Raw genomic sequence first — 20,707 nt, forward strand, 5'->3', positions numbered from 1 at the left:
GTTTGGCATAATGCTAGGTGTAGATGACGTATGGTCACTCAATTTAAAAATTGATACGATCCAATTTTCAAAAAGGTTGACTTTTTGTGAAAACACGTTATGATAGGGACAGTAAAAAACAACTCGGTAGTCATTACGAGATAAATTTTACAAATTTTCTATCAACTAGATTATGCAGTTATGATTTCAAAGAAGGAGTGTTAATTACATGGCAGCAAATGCAAACTTCGACTCCAAGGAATACTTGGAAGGCGTTGACAAGTTCTTTCGCGCCGCTAACTACCTGTCTGTAGGTCAGTTATACTTGCGTGACAACCCGCTGTTAAAGCGTGACCTGACTTCAGACGATGTTAAGGTTAAGCCTATTGGTCACTGGGGAACGATCGTTTCTCAAAACTTTATCTATGCTCATTTAAACCGGGCCATCTTAAAGTATGATTTGAACATGTTCTATATCGAAGGTTCAGGTCACGGTGGTCAAGTGATGGTTTCTAACTCATATCTTGATGGTAGCTACAGTGAAATTTATCCTAACATCTCTCAAGATGAAGAAGGTATGAAGCGCTTATTCAAGCAATTCTCCTTCCCAGGTGGCGTTGCATCCCATGCCGCACCTGAAACGCCAGGTTCTATCCACGAAGGTGGGGAACTTGGTTACAGTCTTTCCCACGGTACTGGTGCTATCTTAGATAACCCAGACGTTATCGCCGCTGTTGAAATCGGTGATGGGGAAGCTGAAACCGGCCCATTGGCCGCATCATGGTTCTCAGACAAGTTTATCAACCCAATCACTGATGGTGCCGTATTACCTATCATCAACATGAACGGGTTCAAGATTTCTAACCCTACTATCCTTTCACGGATGAGCGACGAAGAACTGACTAAGTACTTCGAAGGTATGGGTTGGGAACCTCACTTCGTTGAAACCGAAGGCCTTACGCACATGGAAGCTCACGCTAACATGGCAAAGGTTATGGACGAAACTGTTGAAAAGATCAAGGCTATTCAAAAGAATGCCCGCGACAACAACGATGACTCCTTACCAGTATGGCCAATGATTATCGTTCGTTCACCTAAGGGCTGGACTGGTCCTAAGAACGACTTGGACGGTAACCCAATCGAAGGGTCATTCCGTGCTCACCAAATTCCAATTCCAGTAGACGCAAACGACATGGAACATGTTGACTTGTTAGTTGACTGGTTGAAGTCTTACAAGCCAGAAGAACTCTTCACTGAAGATGGCAAGGTTAAGCCAGAAATCCGTGAATTTGCCCCTAAGGGTAACCAACGGATGGCTATGAACCCTGTTACTAACGGTGGGATCAAGCCAGAACCATTGAAGCTCCCTGACTACAAGAAGTACGCTTTGGACAACACCGAACATGGTAAGACCATCGCGCAAGACATGCTTGTTTGGTCAGATTACCTGGCTGACACGATGAAGTTGAACCCTGAAACTTTCCGTGCCTTTGGTCCTGACGAATCCAAGTCTAACCGTCTTTACAGCATGTTAGACTATGGTAAGCGTCAATGGATGGAAGACATCCACGAACCTTACGACGAAGACATGTCCACCAATGGTCGTGTCATCGATTCACAACTTTCAGAACACCAAGCTGAAGGCTGGTTAGAAGGTTACGTCTTGACTGGTCGTCATGGTTTCTTTGCTACCTACGAATCATTCGGTCGGGTAGTGGACTCCATGCTTACGCAACACTTCAAGTGGTTACGTAAGGCCGCTGAACAAGAATGGCGTCATGATTACCCATCCTTGAACTTTGTTGATACGTCAACTGTATTCCAACAAGACCACAACGGTTACACCCACCAAGACCCAGGTATGTTAACTCACTTGGCAGAAAAGAAGCCTGAATTCGTTCGCGAATACTTGCCTGCTGATGCCAACACCTTGTTAGCTGTTGGGGACGTTGCTTTCCGGAGTCGTGAGAAGATTAACCTGATCATCACTTCCAAGCACCCACGTCCACAATGGTTCTCCATTGATGAAGCCACTAACCTGGTTAACAATGGTCTGGGCTACATCGACTGGGCATCGACTGACCAAGGTCAAGAACCTGACATCGTCTTTGCTGCTGCCGGTACTGAACCTACTTGGGAATCATTAGCTGCAATTTCATTATTGCATGACGAATTCCCAGAAATGAAGATCCGCTTCATCAACGTTGTTGACTTGTTGAAGTTACGTTCTCCTAAGATTGACCCTCGTGGGATTTCTGATGAAGAATTCGATCGTCTGTTCACGACCGACAAGCCAGTTATCTTTGCCTTCCATGGCTTTGAAGACTTGGTTAAGGATCTCTTCTTCGACCGTCACAACCACAACTTGCACGTGCATGGTTACCGTGAAAACGGTGATATCACGACGCCATTCGACATGCGTGTCTTGAACCAATTGGACCGCTTCGACTTGGCTAAGGAAGCTGTTAGTGACATCGACGCCTACGCCGTTAAGGGTGCCTACTTCATTCAACGGATGAACGACATGGTTGCTAAGCACAATGCCTACATTCGCGAAGTTGGGACTGACTTGCCAGAAGTTGATGCATGGCAATGGAAGCCACTTAAGTAGTCTTCGGATTACCTTGGCTTAAAAACTAGTCATTAAACAAACCACCACTGACTGACCTTCGGGTCGGCGAGTGGTGGTTTTTCGTTTAACGAAATAGAAATTAAATAGCCCGACCAAACGTTGTCATCGGCAGTGTTTGGTCGGGCTATTAATTTTGGTTCTCGGTATACTGAAATTAGTTGCGGGGGGCAGTCAGTGAGACTGCGACTATTTCAACATCGTAACTGGCATTGGGCGCGGCAATCGTGACCCGCTCCTTGGGCCGATGTCCCAGTAGGGCCTTGCCTAGTGGCGACACGCGGGTAATCTTGCCCGCCTCTAGATCGGCCTCGGCGGTCCCCACGAGTTGATAGGTGGCGGTGTCCTCGTCGTCTAGAAAGCGGACCGTCACCCATTTGCCAAGCTCGACGGTCGTGTCGGCCTTGGGGTTCACGACCTTGGCGTATTGTAGCTGTTTATTGAAGAACCGCAGCTGGCTTTCCAGATGGCGCAGATCGCGCTTGGCCGCTGAATATTCAGCATTTTCCGAGAGGTCGCCATGGGCTCTGGCCTCGGCTAGAATCGCAATTTTTTCCGGTCGGTCGGCCTCAAGCGCCGCAATTTTGGTTTCCAAATCGTGATAACCTGCCGCGGTGATGGGATTGAAGTCCCGTGAATCTGCCATAGTTTCACCTCATTTACACATGATTATTAACTTCATTTTACACAGTCGTCAGTTGAAAGCAAGGAGGGATGACCATGCACATGACGTTTGATTATTGGCGTCGGCAGGTCGGCGTTGGCCTACTCTGGGTGGTGGCGTTGGCCCTGCTAGGCCATTTGGATTATAGTCGGTGGACCCTGGTGAACGGGTTCACGATGGCGGATGGTTACTTTGTCATCAGTTGGTTAGCGTTTCCGTTCGCCAAGTGGGCCGTTCTAGTGGATGGCCGACAGGTACAGGCACCGACCATTCGGCGGCGACGTAAGACCACCGTGAGTGGCCTGAATGAACAGATGCTACGGCCGAAGCGGATTCAGGCGGCCGCCAAGGCGCCACTACAATGGTATTGGCTGGGGCTGATCGATGCCGGTCTCGTCTTTTTCGGCCCGCTGGTTGTCGGCGGCTATCTGACCTATTCGTTACGGCACAATTGAATTGTGCTGTTTTTTAATGCATTAACGTGCAAATACGGACGTTTTTGCCACTTAACGAGTGATAAGAGGATTTCATGGTAAAGTAAGGACAGTTGAAAGGGGTCAGTTTTACGGCAACTGATTTCGCCACTCAATGAGTCATTATATCGGATGATTCTTGGGTTGGCGGCCCACGTTTTTTAATGAATAGTTGGCCTGACAGTGTGTCAGTGTTCGTCGTTTCTTAGGCTTGAATCGTTCATAGCCAATCGGCTGAAGAGTAAGTAATGGTTGTTGGAAGACCTAAGGGATAATGACTAGTTTGGGGCTTGGGGGAGTGCTAATTAGCCAGCGATAGTAATTAAATAGTCAACATGAGAAAGGACCATTTGCGGATGGCTCTTTTTTATTGCAAACGAAAGGAATTCAGGTTACATTAGTGGGTGAATAGATTTGACGCTGAATTAACCAAAGGGGTGTGATGTTGGTGCTGGCCGTTTATTTATGCGAAGACAATGTTGAACAGCTTACCCATTATCGTGACGTGGTGGAACGGTACATCATGATTAACGATTACGATATGCAGGTGCGGTTGGCCACACCAAGCCCACGGGAACTACTGAATGATTTGGAAAAGGCCTCGCCGGAGTACGCGCTATTTTTTCTGGATATCGAATTTCCAGGCGAACAAACGACGGGACTGGAAACGGCGATTAAGATTCGGCAACACTTGGGATTTGCGGAAATTGTGTTCGTGACGACCCACTCGGAAATGGCATTACTGACTTTTGAGCGTAAGGTGGAGCCCATGGACTTTGTCGTGAAAGACCTAGGTCGGGCTCAGATTGATCAGAAGCTACGGGAAAATGTGGATTATGGTTATCAACGCTATACCAATTACTTAGGAAATACGGAAAATCTTTTTAGTTATACGATCGGTGGTCGTAAGTTCAGTCTGCCGATGGGGGATGTGTACTTTGTGGCCACGGCCGAGTCTCCCCACAAGGTCACGGTTCACGCGGCCAATCAACTGGTCGAGTTCCCGGGGTTTTTAAAGGATATTGCGGATCAGTATCCCGAGCTCTATCGCACGGATAAGAGCTTCCTGGTTAATCTCGATAATGTTAGTGGCATCGATTCGGTGAACCGGCGGCTGGTCTTTCCTAATGGGGATGAGACGGACGTGGCAACCCGACGATTTCATGAGGTCAAAACATTGGTACAGAAGCATCTGAAGGGTTAGGTGATCGGTGTGCATTTCTTAGATTACCGGTTCTGGATAAACTTGGTTCTGGCGGTCACCATGCAGTGGTTTATCACGCTGTGGGTGGGGGTTATCCGCCCACAAAACTGGAAGCTGCCCTTGAAATGGATTGGGTGGGGCTTGATTCCGGCTATTTTAGGTCGGCCCTGGACCCTTATCTTGCCACCGCTTAGTGCGCTGGTTTATTTGATTCGGCATCGACCGAAGTTAACGCTCATCTTCGTTAACGCGACCATCGTGATTTACCTGGTGGTGGTGATGGTTAATGATGTGGTCCGTCAAGTGATTGTTGAACTGATTGGCGTGGCAGGTAGTGAGCAACCCTTGGTGATTGCGGGCCGGTTAATTTTCCAATTGTTAATCTATTCGCTAATTTCATTGGCGGTGTCAGGGATGCGGGTTCAACCGGGGAATCTGGAACGGTTGTCCTTTAGCCGCAAGGAACAGTGGACCGTCATGGCGCTGTTAACCAGCCTGGCGATCCTGGCGCAGGCATCGTCGATGATTATTCACCGATTAAAGATTAACCATGCCATGCTGACCTTTGCTCTAAGCATTGAATTAGTTATGGTCCTACTGATCAGTGCCAGCCTGTTTTTCTTCCTCCAGAGTTTCTTTGATCGGCAACATGTTCGGGCCAAGTTTCAAGAAAATTTACTACAGACGCGCTACGATCGGCGAATCTCCAATCAGGTTCAGGCTATTCGGGAATTTAAGCAGACCTATCAGAAGCAGATGTTGAAGCTGGGTGACTATCTGGACGCCGAGGACTATGACGGCTTGGCGGCCTATTACGAAACGTTAAATTCGCGGTGGCAGGCGACCAGTCTACGGGCCGGTATTGAGGTGGATGGCTTACACCAGTTGAGTGATCCGGCGCTGAAGAGTCTGCTTTTCCAAAAGATGCTAGCGGCCCAGAACCATGGGATTGCCTTTCAACTAGAGATTCCCGACAAGGTCGCGGCGTTGCCGATGGAAAGTGTCCACCTGTTGCGAGTGGTCGGGGTACTGTTAGACAATGCGATTGAGGCCTGTACGGGTCAGTCCCAACCAGAAATCTATTGTGCCATTCTCGACTATCCCGGTGTCATTGAATTTGCGGTGGCCAATCCGGTGTCGACCGATACCCCTGGTAAGATGAGTCACTTCATGGAGGCGGGGTATACCACCAAGGGCGGCGGGCACGGTCTGGGCTTGAGTTCCGTCCAGGAGATTATTAATCAAACCGATAATGCCTCGCTGCAGGTGGTTTATAAGCGGGGGATGCTTTACTTTACAGTGATGTTAACCAAACCAGGCAGGTGATAACGTGATTACGGTTAGTCCCATCAGCTTTTATATTTCGGACTTCTTCCTAGTCTTTTGGCTGGTCTATTTTCAGTATTATTGGTTTCCTCAGGTCCGACCGCAGAAACATTTTTTGCTCTATTGTGCCCTGCTAGCGGGAATTTTCACCGCTATCGATGTCGTGAATCCCTTTACGAAGAGTGCGGTCCTTGGGGCCTTCTCAATCATTGTCCTGCTGTGCATTGAGCTGGGATGGTTGGGCGGTCATCACCGGTGGCAGTATATCCCGTCCTTCATTGACGTGACGATTTTGGCCTACCTGCTGACGGAATTCATCGATATGGTGATTCTGGCGGGGATGATTCATTTGGTGGGGCCAGTCTTTGCGGCCAGTCTCACGGGAACGATGATTGAAATGGCGTTGGATACGATGGTCTTTAGCCTGTTGGCGGTGGGTATTTGGCTAACGCGAGCCCCCATGGAAAACCTGATCCAAGATATCATGGGGAGCTCCATGGAATTCCTATTTCTAGGCTTTATGTCCATCCTGGGTGTGGTTTATATTCTGTTTGAGTACTCGCTACAGAGCCTGGCAAATTCGGAACAGTACCTGTTCTTCCTGGCGGGGATCGCGGGCATTCTATTAATTGGTTTAACGCTCAGTACATATATGCTAATGCAAACGCACTTACAACAGGAGCATGCCCAGCTACAGGGGCAACAACAGGCCTTTAGGGAGCAATATACCAAGGAACTCGACCGTCAGGTACAGGCCATTCGAAAGTTTAGTCACGACTATCAGAACATGCTATTGGGACTAGGGGGGTACCTGGAGGATAAAGACTACGAGGGTTTTCGACAACTCTACATCGACATCCGGTCGGGTTGGACGACGAGTAATGCTGCGGAATTAACGCTGGAAGACTTGACGAACATTCCCGGAACCCGGTTAAAGTTTCAGCTTTATCACAATTACCTGTTGGCCCGGGAACAGGGAGTCCAGCTGTTCATCCAGGTGCCTGAGCCCCTCACGGCTACGGTAGCGGCCTTGAAACAGATTAGTCAGGTAGTTGACCGGGTTTTGCCGGAAATGGTTCCAGCGCTTAGTAAGATGGATCCTGCGGTGGTCACGGTAAGCTTAAACGAGTCCGCTAAGCAGATTCAGCTACAATTGACGTTCTCGGTTCCCAAGGATGCCAAAATCGATGGTCATCATCGGGTGGTGACGGACGTCGGCGTCATGAGTTTTGCCAGTGTTCGAGCCAGCCTGCCCCAGTCGGCAACCAGCTCGTTACAGCTAAAGCTGCATTGGGGGCAATTGTTGATTGCGCTCCCAAAGGGTGTTGGATAGGCCGGATCATTCACAAAGTCGACTGTCTAGACTGTTGACGTAAAACTGACAGTATAGGTGGTGAAAGATTCTGAAACCGCTTGCAAATCGGTGGGCGTCTGATATACTAATATTTGTAATACCAATCAATCCTTCTTGGGAGCCGGAGAATTAAAGCAATTTTACGGGTTCTAGACTTTGTGAAAAATGTCTATTTAGACGATAGATGTTTTGTCCACGTTGCGAAAAGTCTTTGCCGAGGCTTTTCACAATTCTACATTCCTGATCCGATCTAATTGGGAATATAGTTGATTTGAGTAAACAGCGTTTTCTTGATTACAGTCTATAATGTTGGATAATCTCAAAGAAGCTATTAAGAGCCGGTGCTGACAAGCAGCGGTTTTTTTTGATCAGAGTGGTCCCAAGGGCGGTAAGCTGGCGAGCATTAACGTCACTAAGGAAAAAATCCCGGGCTTGGATTATTTCCTTAGTGGGGTTAAGCGGAACCGGCTGCCCTTGGGACCACGTTTCGGCAATGATGACCAGGGGGCTAGCAAAGAGATCCAGTGCCCACGCGGGCACGCAATAATTAAAAGTCTTTAAGCCAGACAAGGTATTTAAGCGGGTCCTCTGGGAAAGATGATCGTTCGCCGTTCCCTAACGCATTTCCCCCCGACAAGCCACTACCCAATAAAAGCCAAGCCAATTTAAAAACGAGCTGAGAATGAAGACTCCCAACTCGTTTTTTATTGGCCTAAATTAATGATTCCCCAGATTAACAGAATGCCCAACAAGATCACGAGAACGATTAACGCCCATCTCTGTTGCCACCGCATCGAATCCCCCCTAAGCCATGTAATCGGGGTCAGTATACCAAGAAAAAATAGTTAACGGTTGCAATCGTCCAGAACGTTTGAAAACAGACGATTAAGCTTGGTCCATGTGAAAATGGTTAAAATCGCTGGGGATGGGTGCCGTGACTGTGGTGCGTTTATCACCGAGAGTGAAGGGCTGTGGAAAGGCGAGTTGCCAGCAATGCAGGCGTAGTTGGCAAGGATCGCCAGGGCCATACAGGGGGTCGCCGACTAAGGAATGACCGCTGTGAGCAAGATGCACACGAAGCTGATGGGTTCGGCCGGTTTCTAGCCAGAGTCGGACCAATGTGGCACCGGGCTGATGATCAACCGCGGTGTAATGGGTAACGGCCGGTTGGGCGTGATCGCCATCGATCTGCCGCTTGCGCTTGTCGGCCAGATCCCGACCGATGGAGCCGGTGAACGTTCCCGTGCCGCTAAGATTTCCGTGAACCCAGGCTAAATAAGTTCGTTGAACCCGTTTTTCAGCGATGTTACGTACCATGATGGGCACCACCGCTGGCGTCTTCGTCATCATCAAGGCGCCAGTGGTTTCCTGGTCCAGCCGACTGAGAATATAGGGCCCGGGTTCGTTGGGCCCGAGATAGGCCGCCACATGATTCAAGGTGGTTCCGCGTTCGCCGGGCTGGTTGGGATGGGTCTTACTCCCACGCGTCTTATTGACGATGAGCAGGTCGGCGGTCTCGTAGACCACACTGACCGTCGCGGCACTGTCGGGGTCGACGTCGGGGAAGGGTTCCTTGAAGTCCTCGGGCTTAAAGGTCAGAAGAAGGGTATCGCCACCGGCGACCAGTTCGTTCATCGATCGATAGTCGCCGTTGACCAGCACCCGTTGATTAATCCGCAGGTCATGAACCAGGTGACTGGGGAGTAACCAGTCGGTGAGCAGTTGACGGAGCGGACGTGGCGTAAAATTCTCCGGGAGCACCCGGGTATAGGACCAAGATTGTGGCATAGTCGTCACCTTTCATAAAAAAATAGCCTTCCACTGCGAGGCAGTCGGAAAGCCATTTTAAAGATCATTATTTTTTGACTTCGGTTGGCTTGACGATTAAGACGTCGCAGATTGCGGAACGGCTAACGTAGTTGGTTACAGAGCCAATCATCAGGCGTTCAACGGCGGTCAAACCAGTTGAGCCGATCACGATTAATTCGGTGTCGTGATCAGCTGGGAATTCCCGAGCAATGACGGGCTTGGGGTTACCAAACCGAACGTGAATGCTGACATCAGGAACACCGGCATCCAGGGCTTGTTGCTTCAAGGCATCCAAACGGTCTTGAACATCTTGAGAAAGTTTGTAAATGACGTCACCACTAACGGCACCACCATACGTGTCGCTAAATTGGTTAACTTCGAGTACATTTAAAATATCCAAATGAGTTTTATTGCGCTTAGCAACTTCGATTGCTTTTTCTAGAACTGGTTGCGTTGCTTTGGAACCATCAACGGGGACCAGAATGTTTTTGTATTGTTGTAACATCTCAAATGCCACCCTTCACGAAGCAAGTTAAATTCTACCTCTACTATATCATTTATTGCTTTATGTGTAAGTAATTAATTCCGCAAGAAACTCATGAAAGGACCTGAAAAGCCTACCCGTTTAAGCATTGACCTAACTGGATGAGTCCGCAATGTTGATGAATAAACGTGAGCTTTCGTTGAATAAACCGGGAATCGGCAAGGGGTGAACCGTTATTGGGCGAAGCAATCTGGTAAGGCAGATGGTTTGAACGGGCAAATGGATGGGTTGGCAGACTAGTAAAAGATTAATTTAAAGTGGATAGGTCATTCTTGGATAAGATTCGGACAGATTGATTGTGCTAGGTCATTTGTCGATAGTGACTTCAGAACGGCGACTGTTCTGGCATGGTGATCATTGTTGCCAGAGCCGTAGGAGGTCAGGTACAGAGACCTGTGACGGTGGTGTTAGAAGGGTGGGCTGACCGTTCTTACACCACGGGCCGAGCTTGGAGACTCGGGTTGTGAGGCGCCAAGTCGCCACCGCGGACCGCTCTTTGGCCGGGGTGGTTGCCCCACAGGCGGCGTACCTGACCGCCGAAGGCGGTCCAACACCAACCCAACACCAACCCAACACAAAAACAGCCGACCATGATTGGTCGGCTGCGGTAAAGCAGGCCTTACTTCATGCTGGATGAAGTTAAGGACAGGCTGCTCCAGAAATCAACATTGGAGCTCTTGAGGCTGTAACCCTTGACCCGGGTGTTAACCGGTGCCCAGGTGTAGCTGAATGAGTCAGGAGCAACGTACGCTTCTTCGTTCATGTACGCTTGCCATTCCTTGAAAATCTTAGCCCGGTAGCTATCGTTCCAGGCCTTGTTACTGTTCATGTCGTTGATCAGTTGCGTGTTCTTGGCAGTCGCAAAGTGACCCAGGTTTTGGACGGAAGTTTCGGTGTACATCGTTGGCGTTGGTTCGGATGAAACAGCCCAGGCCGCGTTGTAGATGTCGATCTTGTTTTGCTTAGGCGCTTGCAACGTGGTGTAGAAGCTGTTCATTTCCATCGTCTTACCCGTAGCAAACTTCACGTTCAAGCCGATCTTGTGCCATTGTTGCAGGTAGTCTTGGTAGGTTGCCGCTTGAGCCGAGGTCCCGGTCATGGCACCGAAGTAGATGGTTAATGGCTTACCATTTGGTTGAGCACGCCACTTGCCCTTCTTCTTGTATCCGGCGTCATCCAAGAGCTTGTTTGCCTTCTTGATGTTCAGTGGGAAGCCCTTAGCGGAAGAATCCCAGTAGTTGTCAAAGATTGGTGGAATCAAGGTGTTGGCCCGCCAGGACATGCCGTAAGAGAATTTCTTGGTAACGGCATCGGTGTTCACGGCGTACATCATGGCCTTCCGGAGACTCTTGTTGGCCATCTTGCTGTTCGGGTCAATGACATTCTTGCCGGTCTTGGTATCGAATTGGCCGACGTTGAAGCCAAAGTAGCCGTACCCCAATTCGGGTTGGCCAACGATCTTGTAATTCTTCAAGTTCTTAAGTTCCTTGTAGTCGGTTCCGTGCATGACACCGGCTGGCGAGGTGAAATCATACTTGCCGGATTGGATCGCCTTGTCGATGTTGTTGCTGGAAACGACGGTGATGACAATATTCTTAATTTGCGCCTTCTTGCCGTAGTAGTAAGGGTTCTTGGACCAGGAAGTGGATTCGCCGGGAACGATCTTGTCCAGCTTGTAAGGACCCGTGAAGAGTGGATTCTTCCGGACTTGTGGCGAGGCTGCCAGCTTCCCGATTGGGACATTCTTGATGTAGTCGTAAGGTTCCACCGTTTCGGCAATAAAGTTGTTCCCAACGAACTTCATGGCGGGTGTCATCTTCGTACAGTGAATGACGACGCTGCGGCCGGTTTCCCCGTCTGGATAGGTAATGCCGGAGATCGTCTTGGCGGTGCCGGCGTGGTAAGCGGCCATCCCTTTGATGTTAGCCATATCGGCCGTGTAGTTTTGAGAAGTTGAATCCTTATTTCCGATGACTTCGTAGGTGTATTCGATATCCTTAGCGGTGATCGGTGAGCCGTTGGACCACTTGGCACCCTTACGTAAGGTGATTGTCACCGTGTTGTTTTTACGATCGAGGCGTTGGTTAGCTAGCCCACCATCGATAATCTTGTTATTCTTATCAGCGATAAATAGATCGTTGATATTACCGGGAGCCGCTGCACCGGGTGCGAAGACGTCATTGTCTTCGTTGTTTTGCATCAGGTTGGGATCACCAATCCCCGCGAAGGGTGCGTCCGCCGGTTCGGCCACGTGTAGTGTCCCATTGCGGGTAGCGGCTTTGTCGGTCGCCTTGGTGTTGGTATAGTGGTCCGGCAGCTTCAATGAAGCCCCTTTTTCGCCGCTACTGTTGGAGCTGGAACTCTTGCTCGAACAGCCGGCCAGGCCAATGACGGCAAGCACCGCAACGGCCGATAAGACTAATTTCTTCTTATTCATACAAATTTCCCCCTTGAAAAAATGTCCTCATAATTTCCCAGCAAGCATCCCTTCATCCCCGCCAGGGTAAGTGCAGTGTGTGATTGTTAAGGTGGCACCATCTCCTCAAATGTGGTTTGGCTGATTAGCTGGTCAGGCCTTGCCGTTGCGAGGCATCGGCCGCGCGCCGGAGGACTTGACCGATATAGCTAATGGATAAACACAGAACGATGATTTCCAAGGCCGCGGGCAACCAGGTCCACCAGTATTGCGTGATGTTATTGGGGTCGTTGGCGTTGGCGATTAGGGTCCCCAATGATGGGGTTTGACTCGGTAGTCCAAATCCCAGGAAGGACAGCCCCGTTTCAACCCCGATGTTTTCGGCGAAGGACAGGGTGGTGTCGACGATGATCAGTGAAGAGATGTTGGGCATGATTTGGCTGAAGATAATCTTCCACTGATTGGTCCCCGACGTAATCGAGGCGGCCACGTAGTCCTTATCGGCTTCTGCCAGGGTCCGCGAGCGAATCAATCGTGACGTGCCTTCCCAATAGAACAGGGAGAAGATCAGCGTCAACGTAATGGCGTTGTAGTGCGGGATGATGGTGACCAACACGATGATAATCATGAGCATGGGTAACATCATCATGAAGTCGTAGACCCGTTGCATGCCCCAGTCCACATAACCGTTAAAGTACCCGGAGATGAGGCCCCAGGCAATCCCGAAGGTGGAAGAGATGACGGTCAGGCCCAACGCGATCCCGATGGAGTTTCGTGAACCCACGATGAGTTGTTGGGCAATTGAACGCCCAGCCGAGTCGGCGCCCAACCAGTCCTGGGCCGAGAAGGGTGGGTTGAAGTAATTCATGATGTTGGTTTCCATCATCCTCGGCGTATCGATGAAGAGCGACGCCAGCATAACGAACAGGATGAACCCCACGATGATGACGAGGGCCACGATGGCCGGCCGGTCGGCCTTGAATTCGCTCCAGATGATGCGGGCGGTCGAGGGGGTTGCCTCCGACTGGGCTTCCTGGTTCAGTCGGGTTAAATCGGCTGCGGAAATGCTGGATTGTTGATCGATTTTATTTGGCATGCGGTTCACCCCCTATTGAATCCGAATTCGTGGATCAACCAGACTGAGAATAATATCCGATAGCAGCGTTCCCAATAGGTTTAGGATGCCGTAAATTAAGACCAGTGCCGTGATCACGGTGTAGTCCCGGAAGCTAATGGAATTAATGAACAGTAGCCCCATCCCGGGATAGGAGAAGATGGTTTCGGTGAAGATTGACCCGTTCAGCAGGCCGGTAATTGAATAGCCGGCAAAGGCCGCGATGGGCAACAGGGAGTTGCGGAAGATGTGGTGCCGGTAGATGTCCTTGGTGGGCACCCCTTTAGACCGCGCCGTTCGCACGTAATCTGAGTGCTTGGCATCGATGACTTCCGACCGCAGGTATTGCACGATATTCACGGTACTGAACAGGGCACCCATGATTCCCGGCAAGAGGATGTGGTAGAAACGCGACCCAATGGTGTCGAGCCAGCCACTCGCGGTAATCGAGATGGACCCGGTGGTTGGGAACCAGCCCAGTACATAGCCGAAGATCCAGATGCCGACAACCAGGATGACAAAGAACGGAATGCAGTAGGTCACGTAGGTGTAGAAGCGAATGATGGTGTCGGGTAACTTGCCTTCGTGGCGGCCGGCAAACACGCCCATTGGTAGGGCAATCGCATAGGTCAGCAGCATGGTGAACAGCGCCAACCAGAGCGTGTTGGTTGCCCGTCCGGCAATCAGCCGGGTCACGGGTTCTTGGTATTGATAACTGTTCCCCAGGTTCCCATGGAACAGGTGAACCACCCAGTTCCAATATTGTGAGTACCAGGGACCATCGAGGCCGTTCATCTTCATCAGATGGGCAATTTGGGCGGGGTTTGCCTTGGGATTAATTGACCCGGTGAACGGGTCGCCGGGCATCGCCTTGGCTAACAGAAAGACTAGGATACTCAGGATAATGACTTCTGGAATCATGATGAGCATCCGCCGTAAGATGGTTTTCCACATTAGGCCTGCACCTCCTCTTCGGCGTGGGCCAATGACTTGGCAAAGTCGGCCGGTAACGCCACGAAATGAGTGGGACTGACCGCCACGAGTGGGAAGGGTGCGCCATCGGCATCGTAGTAGCGGGTTTGTTGGTCTTGATAGGCCCGTTCCACCGCTTGTCGAGTGGCTCGGTGTGCCACCCGTTGATTGACGTTGGTTTCGGGAATCGCTGCCAGTAACCGCTTGGTGTAAAGGTGTAGGGGATGGTGATAAATGTCCTCACGGGTTCCCAATTCCACCAATCGGCCCTTGTGCATGATGGCAATGTTGTTGCACATGTGGCGGACGACGCCCAGGTCATGAGAAATGAACAGGTAGGAGATGCCAAATTCCTGTTGAATCTGTTTCATAAAGTTTAGAACCTGTGCTTGAACGGATAGGTCCAGGGCAGACACGGGTTCATCGGCGATGATCAACTTGGGATTTGTGGCGACCGCCCGAGCGACCCCGATGCGTTGTCGTTGGCCGCCTGAGAATTGGTGCGGATATTTATACAAAGCATCTGCATCTAGTCCGACAATATCAAGCAGCTGTAGGACTCGAAGCTTCTCGTCGTCCTTACTCAGGTGGTCAAAATTACGCAGGGGTTCGGCGATGATATCCTCGATACGCTTCCGGGGATTCAGGCTCGACAGGGAGTCTTGAAAGATCATTTGGACATCCTGGTTGTAATGGAGCCGTCGGCGAGTGGCCGGCCGCGTGATGTCTTGGCCCTGATAAATAATCTGGCCGCTGGTGACCTTCTCCAGGCCCACCACGGATTTACCGGTGGTCGATTTGCCGGAGCCGGATTCGCCGACGAGACCGTAGGTTTCACCGGCCTCGATGTTGAAGCTAATCCCGTCGACCGCCTTAACCGAGTCGGTGACCCGGTTCCAGAAGCCGCTACGAATGGGGTAGTGGACCTTGAGATCGTGAATTTCAATCAGACTCATACGTGGTCACTTCCCTTCTCATCCGGAAAGGTAAAGTTACGATAACAGGTGCAGCGAACCTCGTGACCGGGTGCGACCTCATGCATCGTCGGGGTCGCTTCGTGCTCGCTGGCTGGCACCCACGGAATCCGTGAGGCAAAACGATCGCCAGTGGTTGGCAAACGACGTAATGACGGAACGTTTCCTTGGATAACGTAGAGATCATCGGATTCGTTGTTACGTTGCGGCATCGACCGCAATAGGGAGCGGGTGTACGGATGCTTCGGCGTGTTGAAGATTTGTTCCGCCGATCCCGACTCCACGATTTGGCCGGCATACATTACCGCCACGCGATCGGCCGTCTCGGCGACAACCCCCAGGTCGTGGGTAATGAGGATAATGCCGGCGTGATTTTCGGCCTGAATCGACCGCAACACATCGAGAATCTGGGCCTGAATCGTCACGTCCAAGGCCGTCGTGGGTTCGTCGGCAATGATGAGGTCGGGCTTGCAGGCAATGGCTATTGCGATGATGACCCGTTGCCGCATCCCACCAGATAATTCATGGGGATATTGGCGCGCGGTTAACGGTGGATTCACGATGCCCACTTGATCGAGTAACTCCATGACCCGGTCATGTTTGGCGGCGGTCGATAAGGTTGTGTGGTAGTCCAAGACTTCCTGGATCTGGTCTTCCACTCGCTTGAGTGGATTCAATGCCGACAGAGGATCTTGGAAGATCATGCCAATCTTGGCGCCGCGGAATTGGTTATAGCCGTCCTCGTCAAGTTGTAAGAGATTGGTTCCTTCGAAGTCAACGACGCCGCTAATCCGCGTTTCTTCTGGGTCGTGCAGGCCCATGATGGTCGTGGCTAAGGTGCTCTTACCGCAACCGGATTCGCCGACCAGCGCGAGAATTTCATCGTGGTGGACCGTTAAGTTAATGTGTGAAATGGCGTCGTAGTACTGGCCGTTAATCTTGAAGGCCGTGCTGACGTCCTTGATGGTTAGAAAATTCTCCTCGGTTGCCACGTTAATCCCCCCCTAGACCAGATAATGCCTGACCACTGACCTTTCCCCCTGGTCGTCAATGGCCCCCGTAGTCGTTGGGGACCATCATTAGTCATGGACAATACGGCTGGCCCATCTAAACTTTGACAGGGCAATCATCTCAGAATTAGTTCTAGAGGGATTAAAATTGAGCCCGAAAATGGCGTGTTGGGTTGCTTGCTTGCCTAACAATTGGTTAAATCATTGAATCAACTGGCGACTCAAGCCGTCAAAATGACGGACGAACGGCGGGGGTCAGCGACTCGGGCTATTATTAAATATCCAGAATGTGGTATGATACGGTTAATAACTCCAGAATGATTAAAAGGTGATGGCTGAACAATGCGATTAGACTTTTCCGTTGCGGTTCATAGCTTGCTCTACCTGGACGAGAACCGTCCGCGGAAGATCGCTAGCCGTGAATTAGCAGCGTCATTACAATTGAATGCGGTGATGATCCGTAACATCTTGTCCGTCCTTCACAAACAGGGCTATATTGAGGGGTCCGTGGGTAAAAACGGTGGCTACCAACTCGTTCGCGAGTTGGCCGACATTAACGTCGGGGAGCTCTATGACCTCACGATCCCACCAACTATTAGTTATGCCCGCTTTATTACGGGCGACTCTAAGGGAACGAAGGCCAGCGAACAGACCGATATTTCGGCCAATATTTCCCAAACGTTGACCGATCTCTTCACGTTGGCCGATGAAGATTACCGCAAGTTTTACCATCAATTTACGATGACTGATTTGAAGCAAGACCTCCAACATCATGGTTACTTCCGTCAGTTGACGAACCCCGAAGACGCTGAGAATTCGTAAGCAGATTCCTGCCATTTCGGTGGGGGACCGGCTATAATAATAGTTGTAGATGAAATGGTAGCCACGGCCGCCATTAAGCAACACCATTGACCACCAGACATGACCTCTGGTGGTCTTTTTGTTTGGTTTGGGCGCTGAATTGTAATCGATTTCAAAGCATGCTATGATTTTAGTCAATGGGAGCCTGCTGGTTACAGACTGCCTGATTGGTTAATTTGAAAGGGGATTTTTGGTTATGTATTGGTATGCCATGGAATCACACGATATTCGGCGTAATCTTGCGACCGAACAGTATCTGATGAATAATAAGACTTTCGATGAACCCCTGGTTCTGTTTTACTATGAGGGTCCCTGCATTATTGTCGGGCGTAATCAAAATACGCTGGAAGAAATTAATCAAAAGTACGTCGAAGAAAATGGCATCACGGTCACGCGCCGGCTCTCCGGTGGTGGCGCGGTCTACCAAGACTTGGGTAACCTGTGTTTTAGTTTCGTGGTCGACAGCGACAGCGAATCCTTCGGTGACTTCAAGTCCTTCGTTCAACCCGTTGTCGATGCGTTGCACGACATGGGTGCCAAGACCGCAGAAGTTTCCGGTCGGAATGACATCTTAGTTGATGGCAAGAAATTCTCCGGTAACGCGATGTACTCGCATGGTGGGAAGACCTTCTCTCATGGGACCCTGATGCTCGACGTGGACCAAGACGTGATTGCTCACGCTTTGAACGTGCCCGAAGACAAGATGAAGTCCAAGGGGATTAAGTCCGTGCGGTCACGGGTCACAAATCTGAAGCCATACTTAGCGCCAGAATATCAAAACCTAACGGTGCCAGAATTCCGGGACACGTTGCTGAAGGAACTCTTCCATGTTGATAGCCTGGCGGCCATTGCCGACAAGAAGGTTAGCATTGATGACGATGACCAAGCGGCCATCGACAAGATCTACACTGACTACTACAGCAACTGGGATTGGGTTTACGGTAATTCACCAGAATTCACGGTCAAGAAGCGGCAACACTTTACCGCTGGGACCATCGATGCCCGCCTGTTAGTTGAAGCAGGGAAGATCAAGAATATCAAGTTCTTCGGGGACTTCTTTGGCCCTGGGGATGCCACGGAATTGGCCGATAAGTTGGCTGGTGTGCGGTACGATAAGGAAAGTGTTGGGGCCGTCTTGAATAGCGTTGACACGCAACAATACTTCAATGGTATTGATACCGCCGATGTTTTGAATCTGCTGGTCGATTAGATTCCCGTTAGTTTTAGTGGATTAGCTGATTTTACGGGTGGAATACGTTAGAATAGAAGAAATTGACTAAAACGTGGTCGGTTGGCCACGTTTTTTATTTATGAAATTATTGAGGAGTTTATTTTAAATGAGAGATCGTAACGTGATTGCTTGGGCCGTTGTTTCCTTGGTGGGCTTTTTAGTCATTAACTTTTTGATGACGCAGTCCTTTGTCCAAGGAAGTGCCGCTCAATCGGGTGAATTGATGAAGTCCAGCCTGATTGCCATTGGCCTGTATGCCGTGACAATTGTGTTGGCCGCGATGGACTGGAAGCCCTCATTTTACTTGATGGGGTTGGTCATCGCCCTGTACACGTTGGGCCTAATTGGGGTCATCGTGAACATGTGGAACAGTCACACGACTATTGAAATCCGGTTGTTGATGTCGGCCCTGAGCCTGGCGCTCATGGCCGGTAACGGCTACTGGTTGGTTCTGGCCCTGCGGTTGCGGAAACGCGAACGGGACAAACGGGACCGTCAGCGATTTAGCAAATAAGCGAGGTGTCAGTAATGAAACGAGAAATTCAAACATTTATGGACGCGGTGGCCGATGACGACCTGCAACACTTTAGTGCCGAAGCCACTGAGAAAGACTTTTACGCCGATGCCGATAAGGTGATGGCACCATTGGCTAAATTTATCCGTGAGCAGATTGCGGCGGATCAGTTGGCCCAGGCCGAGTTAACGCTGAGTGATGCGGAGGTTTCCGTGCGCTTAGAGACTAGCGTGATTAATTTACCCTTGAAGGATAGCAAGATCATTGGCAAAATCATGGAAACCGATGCCGAGGCGGATGTTAACGTCTATGCCGTGATTGAAACGGAAGACATCAACACGTCTGGTTTGCGGATCGATGCATTGGCACCAGCCGATACCTACGTTGACCAGGCCAAGACGGCCGATGACAGTCTGCATGACTGGCTCGGACTACAGATCGAAAAGCTTCAGGCGGCAGCCACCAACAAGGATGCGACCGACGTTAAAAAGTCTAAGGATTAAACAAGGCTTGCGGCAGGGATGATTCTATGGTATGATTCTCTGTATGCGATGAGTCGAGAAATCACGCATTCTTTGCTTGCAAAGGGTGTCCGCGCAAGCGGCTAGGTGAATTTGTCAGCAGGGCACATATGTCACCGTATTGTGACGTGCTTGATTTTGAGGGAATGTGGATTCCGAGATAAATCCATTCGTTTCGACGAATGCTGTGGAAAAAACGTCTAATCAGTCTTTGACTGGTTGGGCTTTTTTTGTTGCTATCAAAACTGTAAACGATCACTTAAAAATCATGGAGGCCAATCATGGAAGACTATCCAGTTGTCGCGGACCAAACGCTGAGCTTTGACGACATTGAAGCGGAACACGTGTATCGTAACTGTCATTTTACCCCGGCGAATGAAACGATTCGCTTGATGGATGTGACGCTCGATCACTGCGAATTCGACCAGACAAACTTCAATCAGGGGGAATTCGCCCGAGTCACGGTCACTCACTGTCAGCTGGTCAACACCAGTTGGCTAGAGAGCCGCTGGTATGACTGTGCGTTGCGAAATCTACAGTTGTCCGGGGCGGACTTCACCGGGAGCTTCTGGCAACGGACGACGATGACCGCCTCGAAGCTGGCCTATGCGAATTTTAGTGAATCACAACTCAATAGCGTTAGCCTAGAGGATTGCGATCTGCTGGAGAGTGCCTTTCAGGCCGTCCGGAGCAAGGGTGGCGTTGACTTTGCGGGTTCCCGGTTGACCGGCGCGAGCTTTATTGAAACCCGGTTGAAGGGGTTTGACTGGCATGCGGCGGACTTCGAGGCGGTCAGCCTGAGCGCCGATCTGGCCAAAGGGTTAACGATTAACCAGTTCCAGGCCGCCCAGCTGATTGGGCTACTGGGTATTGAAATTTCAGAGTAAGACTAGGTAGCCGGACTGTCTCGAAGGGGACAGTCCGGTTTTTCTGTGAGGCGTTTTTTCGGTGTGAAGTGTTATGCTGAAGGTAAATAAGTGTTACTGAAAGAATGGTTCATAGGAGATGATCGTGTGTCCAGTAAAAGATTATTACCGTAAATTGCAAGAACAAGTTAGCCAGTCGTTGAGGACAATCCCAGAACAGGCCGTTATCAAATAGAAGTTGTGGCG

At 50.2% G+C, this 20,707-nt stretch carries 19 protein-coding genes; 11 read left to right on the forward strand and 8 right to left on the reverse strand.

The window, feature by feature from the left end; translation table 11 throughout:
* Positions 1–208: 208 nt before the first annotated feature.
* Positions 209–2,590 carry a phosphoketolase family protein gene (locus EKM96_RS08195; RefSeq protein WP_125642365.1) on the forward strand — a complete coding sequence of 794 codons (2,382 nt, stop codon included), beginning with the start codon at positions 209–211 and terminating at the stop codon, positions 2,588–2,590.
* 175 nt (positions 2,591–2,765) lie between these two features.
* Here EKM96_RS08195 and greA read toward each other — a convergent pair whose 3' ends face one another.
* Positions 2,766–3,254 (reverse strand): transcription elongation factor GreA, encoded by a 489-nt coding sequence (gene greA / locus EKM96_RS08200; protein ID WP_125642369.1) that lies wholly within the window; start codon positions 3,252–3,254, stop codon positions 2,766–2,768.
* 74 nt (positions 3,255–3,328) lie between these two features.
* Here greA and EKM96_RS08205 point away from each other — a divergent pair, with 74 nt between their 5' ends.
* The 4 genes from EKM96_RS08205 (at position 3,329) to EKM96_RS08220 (ending at position 7,608) form a co-directional block, all read left to right on the forward strand.
* On the forward strand, positions 3,329–3,727 hold the full coding sequence (locus tag EKM96_RS08205; protein WP_125642372.1) for a hypothetical protein: 399 nt from the start codon (positions 3,329–3,331) through the stop codon (positions 3,725–3,727).
* 460 nt (positions 3,728–4,187) lie between these two features.
* Entirely contained in the window at positions 4,188–4,949 is a 762-nt protein-coding gene (locus tag EKM96_RS08210) for a response regulator transcription factor (protein WP_225417712.1), read from the forward strand.
* Between the two features lie 9 nt (positions 4,950–4,958).
* Positions 4,959–6,275 carry a GHKL domain-containing protein gene (locus EKM96_RS08215; RefSeq protein WP_225417714.1) on the forward strand — a complete coding sequence of 439 codons (1,317 nt, stop codon included), beginning with the start codon at positions 4,959–4,961 and terminating at the stop codon, positions 6,273–6,275.
* A 4-nt stretch (positions 6,276–6,279) separates the two neighbouring features.
* Positions 6,280–7,608: a signal transduction protein gene (locus EKM96_RS08220; RefSeq protein ID WP_125642378.1), complete on the forward strand. Its 1,329-nt coding sequence runs from the start codon at positions 6,280–6,282 to the stop codon at positions 7,606–7,608.
* A gap of 906 nt (positions 7,609–8,514) precedes the next feature.
* On the opposite strand, the gene EKM96_RS08225 is transcribed toward EKM96_RS08220, so the two are convergent.
* A complete protein-coding gene (locus tag EKM96_RS08225) occupies positions 8,515–9,417 on the reverse strand; it encodes an RluA family pseudouridine synthase (protein WP_125642381.1) in 903 nt (300 codons plus the stop codon).
* 67 nt (positions 9,418–9,484) lie between these two features.
* Complete coding sequence (locus EKM96_RS08230; RefSeq protein WP_125642383.1) at positions 9,485–9,943, reverse strand: universal stress protein; 459 nt, start codon at positions 9,941–9,943, stop codon at positions 9,485–9,487.
* A 502-nt stretch (positions 9,944–10,445) separates the two neighbouring features.
* Here EKM96_RS08230 and EKM96_RS10580 point away from each other — a divergent pair.
* The gene (locus EKM96_RS10580) at positions 10,446–10,619 is read left to right on the forward strand and encodes a hypothetical protein (protein WP_164511005.1); all 174 of its coding nucleotides are present in this window, start codon (positions 10,446–10,448) and stop codon (positions 10,617–10,619) included.
* Here EKM96_RS10580 and EKM96_RS08235 read toward each other — a convergent pair.
* The 5 genes from EKM96_RS08235 to EKM96_RS08255 all read right to left on the reverse strand — a co-directional run bounded on the left by EKM96_RS08235 (position 10,602) and on the right by EKM96_RS08255 (position 16,450).
* The gene (locus tag EKM96_RS08235) at positions 10,602–12,419 is read right to left on the reverse strand and encodes an oligopeptide ABC transporter substrate-binding protein (RefSeq protein ID WP_125642386.1); all 1,818 of its coding nucleotides are present in this window, start codon (positions 12,417–12,419) and stop codon (positions 10,602–10,604) included. The two genes, EKM96_RS10580 and EKM96_RS08235, sit on opposite strands and share 18 nt — an antisense overlap.
* Before the next feature lie 124 nt (positions 12,420–12,543).
* The gene (locus tag EKM96_RS08240; protein ID WP_125642389.1) at positions 12,544–13,494 is read right to left on the reverse strand and encodes an ABC transporter permease; all 951 of its coding nucleotides are present in this window, start codon (positions 13,492–13,494) and stop codon (positions 12,544–12,546) included.
* Positions 13,495–13,506: 12 nt separating this feature from the next.
* Entirely contained in the window at positions 13,507–14,466 is a 960-nt protein-coding gene (locus tag EKM96_RS08245; protein WP_125642392.1) for an ABC transporter permease, read from the reverse strand.
* Positions 14,466–15,440, reverse strand: coding sequence for an ATP-binding cassette domain-containing protein (locus EKM96_RS08250; RefSeq protein WP_125642395.1), 975 nt, complete (start codon positions 15,438–15,440; stop codon positions 14,466–14,468). Before EKM96_RS08250 ends, EKM96_RS08245 begins: the two co-directional genes overlap by 1 nt.
* The gene (locus tag EKM96_RS08255; RefSeq protein ID WP_125642399.1) at positions 15,437–16,450 is read right to left on the reverse strand and encodes an ABC transporter ATP-binding protein; all 1,014 of its coding nucleotides are present in this window, start codon (positions 16,448–16,450) and stop codon (positions 15,437–15,439) included. The genes EKM96_RS08250 and EKM96_RS08255 overlap by 4 nt, the downstream gene beginning before the upstream one ends.
* Positions 16,451–16,810: 360 nt before the next feature.
* On the opposite strand from EKM96_RS08255, the gene EKM96_RS08260 reads away from it, so the two are divergent.
* The 5 genes from EKM96_RS08260 (at position 16,811) to EKM96_RS08280 (ending at position 20,482) form a co-directional block, all read left to right on the forward strand.
* Positions 16,811–17,290, forward strand: a complete 480-nt coding sequence (locus EKM96_RS08260) for an Rrf2 family transcriptional regulator (RefSeq protein WP_125642402.1) — start codon at positions 16,811–16,813, stop codon at positions 17,288–17,290.
* Between the two features lie 235 nt (positions 17,291–17,525).
* On the forward strand, positions 17,526–18,539 hold the full coding sequence (locus tag EKM96_RS08265; protein WP_125642405.1) for a lipoate--protein ligase: 1,014 nt from the start codon (positions 17,526–17,528) through the stop codon (positions 18,537–18,539).
* 127 nt (positions 18,540–18,666) lie between these two features.
* The gene (locus EKM96_RS08270) at positions 18,667–19,074 is read left to right on the forward strand and encodes a hypothetical protein (RefSeq protein ID WP_125642408.1); all 408 of its coding nucleotides are present in this window, start codon (positions 18,667–18,669) and stop codon (positions 19,072–19,074) included.
* Between the two features lie 14 nt (positions 19,075–19,088).
* Entirely contained in the window at positions 19,089–19,577 is a 489-nt protein-coding gene (locus EKM96_RS08275) for a hypothetical protein (protein WP_125642411.1), read from the forward strand.
* A gap of 299 nt (positions 19,578–19,876) precedes the next feature.
* Positions 19,877–20,482 carry a pentapeptide repeat-containing protein gene (locus EKM96_RS08280; protein WP_125642414.1) on the forward strand — a complete coding sequence of 202 codons (606 nt, stop codon included), beginning with the start codon at positions 19,877–19,879 and terminating at the stop codon, positions 20,480–20,482.
* Positions 20,483–20,707 lie beyond the last annotated feature (225 nt).

This window comes from Levilactobacillus tangyuanensis, from assembly GCF_003946545.1.
GTDB lineage: Bacteria > Bacillota > Bacilli > Lactobacillales > Lactobacillaceae > Levilactobacillus > Levilactobacillus tangyuanensis.